General features: G+C 70.1%; 3 protein-coding genes and 1 pseudogene. 2 read left to right on the top strand and 2 right to left on the bottom strand.

All coding sequences use genetic code 11. The features are described 5' to 3' along the window. Positions 1-1,211: 1,211 nt before the first annotated feature. Positions 1,212-1,727, top strand: a complete 516-nt coding sequence (locus tag AB0442_RS42010) for an N-acetylmuramoyl-L-alanine amidase (RefSeq protein WP_366168783.1) — start codon at positions 1,212-1,214, stop codon at positions 1,725-1,727. 70 nt (positions 1,728-1,797) lie between these two features. Here AB0442_RS42010 and AB0442_RS42005 read toward each other — a convergent pair whose 3' ends face one another. Beyond that, positions 1,798-1,992, bottom strand: coding sequence for a DUF1918 domain-containing protein (locus AB0442_RS42005; protein WP_366168782.1), 195 nt, complete (start codon positions 1,990-1,992; stop codon positions 1,798-1,800). 616 nt (positions 1,993-2,608) lie between these two features. Between AB0442_RS42005 and AB0442_RS42000 the strand changes: the two genes are divergently transcribed. After that, the gene (locus AB0442_RS42000) at positions 2,609-3,106 is read left to right on the top strand and encodes an ATP-binding protein (protein ID WP_366168781.1); all 498 of its coding nucleotides are present in this window, start codon (positions 2,609-2,611) and stop codon (positions 3,104-3,106) included. 260 nt (positions 3,107-3,366) lie between these two features. Here the strand turns inward: AB0442_RS42000 and AB0442_RS41995 are convergent. Continuing rightward, positions 3,367-3,483: pseudogene (locus tag AB0442_RS41995) on the bottom strand (IS5/IS1182 family transposase); the annotation flags it as partial.

Below are 3,483 nucleotides of genomic sequence, written 5' to 3'. Positions count from 1 at the left end.
AGCCCGCAGTACCTGATCCTCAACAACGGCGTCGACCAGAACAACACCCTGACCGCCGACACCGACATGCAGGTGGACTACGTCAAGGTCTGGCAACACTGACCTGACTCGCTGCCCAACTCCCGAAATCCCGGCCAGTACATCGGTGACCGGAACCGGAAAACGGCAAGGCCATGAGCGCATCCAGGGCTCCGGCTCAGGGGGCAGAGTCGGACCGAATCGGGCAGTAGAGCCCCGGCCGGGGCTCTCACCGGCCCGGACACCCCGGATGGCCCGGAGATGTCGGGCAGGCGTGGTGTGCTGCAAGGGAGGAAACCGCGGTCCTAACTGCCCGTCACCTGGGTCATCCGCCCCGGGGTGCACAAAGCCTGCAGACCGCGGGCCCGCCATGACAGCAGCACGGGCCCACGGCCCACAGTCGCCGCGCAGACCAGGCCCTGCCCCACGCAACCACCCTGCCGACAACGGCCGTCCGCACCCGGCGCTCCCACGGCACCATGCCGCCGGCGCTCCCCAGCGCACACGCCGGACCCGGACAATCGAAAGGGGCGGTGCAGCCTCGAGGCCCGGGGAGAGCAACGGGCCGCACCGCCCATGTGTAAGCAGAGGGGGGATTCCGCTCACATCCGCACCACCATGATCAACCACACAAGCCCAATCCGGATGAGCAACCAGCACTCATGGCCCGTCCATGACGACACATCAGGGAGAGGACGAGGCCTCATCAGGGTTCGAGTGGAACTGCCGACGGCCGGCCGGGAACACCGGCAGGTCCTCCTACGGGCAACCGCCCCTCACGACCATCGAGGACAGACATCCGGCGCCGCCTCGGGCAGCCACGGCATGCGGTGGGCCGGAACGGTGACGGGCCCGGTGCGGCGAACCCATCAATGCTGCGGTGGTAGCTACGGTGCGCAGGGTGGGGATCATCGGGCGCAGGCGGTTACTGGCCGGGGCGGTGTGGAGTGGACTCGGCGTGCTGGCGGGCTCGGCAGGGCCCGAGGAACCGCAGCCGACGGCGGCATCGAGCGGCGCGCTGTGGGGAGCGCTGCGCCCAGGGCGGTCGGTGCGCAGTAATGCAGGCCGCCGGGGCGCCCCGCGCCCGCGCCTGTCGGGAGCGCCGGCGCTCCGGTGCCGGTGGTGTCCCGGGCCATGTGGGGTGCGGTGCCCGTCTCGGAGCCGCTGGTGTTCGATCAGGTGGTGCGGGCGGTGTGGGAGTGCACCACAGCGCCGACCCCAACGACTACGGCCCCGGCGACAGTGCGGAGATTGTGCGGGAGATCCAGTACGACTGGATGCACCGCCGCGGCTGGGACGACATCGGCTACCACTTCCTCGTCGACCGCTACGGCACCGTCTACGAGGGCCGCACCGGCGCCCTCGACACCCACCAGGCTGTCGCGGGCTCCCACGCCGCCGGGTTCAACCACGAAACCGTCGGGATCGCCGTCATCGGCACCTACACCGACACCCCCGTCCCCGAACCGGCCCTGGACGCCGTCGCCCGCCTCGCCGCCTGGCGCCTCACCTCCTCCGGCACCCGTCCCGACAGCACCGTCGAGCTGATCTCCCGCAGCACCGAAAGCCGCTACCGCGAGGGCACCCGGCACCTGTTCCGTGCCATCAGCGGTCACCGCGACGCCTACTGCACCCAATGCCCCGGCGACACCCTCTACCATCACCTGCCCGACATCACCCGCCGCGCTGCCAAGCTATACCGGCCGTAGACAAAGGACATGTGAGCTGCAGGTTCCTGCCCGGTCGTCCGGATCGACCGGCTTCCTCGACCTGGAGTTGTTACGCCTGTTCTGTCTGGTGTTCGACCATGGCGTCCGGGCCGGGGTAAACAAGGGCCTCGTGGCCGTCGTCGTAGCGCACCAGGAACGGCGGCTGGCCGTCCGCGCCGCGCACCTCCAGGATCTCGCCGTGCCGGTCCGTCTGTCCCACGACCTGGCCGTGCACCACCAGACGGTCACCCACCGACGCCCTCATCCCTGTCTCCTTCCGCGCGAGCTGTGCCCCCATCCTCGCCCCGTCCGGCCCGGGTTAGGCATCGGCACGCCGCGGCCGCCGCAGGCCGGCTGTTCCCGGGTACGCGAGCGCCGACCGGTCCGACGGGGTGAGTGGGTGCGGGCGGCCGGTGTGTACGGGGGCCGGCCGCCCGCCGACCACGGCAGTACCGGCGAAGAATCCCGGAGAACCGGGACCGGCATGTCGGCAGCGGCCCAATTTGGGTTCAACCGTCGGCGACACGGCACCGCGAGGCATCCGAAGAGGGATGGGGTGCTCGTACCGGTGCAACGAGCCGGAGCCGCCACAAGTGACGCTACCCCGCGAAAACCGGAACCAGCCCAGATAGTCACCCGATCACACCAGCCCTGCCCACGTCCCTCTCCTGGGCGGGGAGCGGCCGCGCAAGCCGGTACACGGGGCATGTCGGCACTTCGGGTCATTAGCCGCTTTTGTTCGTTTTTGGTCACCGGTTACTCAAGGAGATACCCATGCGGGGGGCGGAGGGTGGTGTCCAGGAGCCCAGAACCTCTCCGGGAGGACCGGGTCACCGGCCGAGACAGCAGCACCGTCGCCCGCTTCATCGGATGTGATCGCCATGTACGCCACCAGCCTGATCGACAGTCCGGCCCGCCGACGCGTGGCCGGTGGCGGCGGCACGGCACTGCTTTCGACACTGGGCACGGCAGCAGTGACCGCAGACGCGGTGATGGTGATTCGGCCGCAGGCGCCGGCGCCCGCGCCGGCCAGGCCGGTAGAGGGAACCTGGCCGCTGGAGCACCGGCCCGAGGCCGCCGCCCAGGCACGCCGCATCGCGCGTGGGTGCCTGGACGCCTGGCAGATCGGCGACGACGCGCAGGACGCGGTGCTGCTGGTGGTCTCCGAACTGGTCACCAATGCCGTCGAACACGCAATGGCCCCGGTCCGTCTGCACCTGCACCGCACCGGCGCGGACGGCCGGATGTGGGTCGGCGTCAGCGACGGCGGCCCCGCACCACGGGACGGCGCCTGGACCCGCTCCTGCACCTCCGCCGAACACGGCCGAGGACTGAACGTCGTCCAGGCGCTCGCCGAACAGCACGGCACCCGCACCTGAGCCGGCGGCCACACCACCCACTGGGCCCGCCTTAACCCCGATGGCGTCCCGCCAAGTGATGTAGCAGTGATCTTGGAGCAGGCCCTGGTCAGCGGCCCGGAAGCTGTTGTCCGGCCCCGGCCGACGGCACGGCTCCTCGCCCCGACCTGCACAGAGGACGGCAGCGGGCCGCTCCGCGAACCCCGGTCCAGACCCCTTGCTCCGACGGAACGTCAGTGCACAGAGATTCCACCACTACGCGGGACGTGACCTTACAGGCTCTAACAGAATGCTTGGACGCGTCGGTAGAGGATGAGGCAGGTGGCGAGTTGCAGGAAGCCGTCGTGGATGTCGTCGCGGTGTTCCCAGCGGATTCTGAGGTGGCGGAAGCCGTGCAG

Origin of the sequence: Kitasatospora sp. NPDC085895, assembly GCF_040702125.1 — a bacterium.
In the GTDB taxonomy this organism is placed as follows: Bacteria; Actinomycetota; Actinomycetes; order Streptomycetales; family Streptomycetaceae; genus Kitasatospora; species Kitasatospora arboriphila.
Note: the sequence above shows the minus strand (reverse complement) of the source record. Positions and strands in the feature narration are given on the sequence as shown.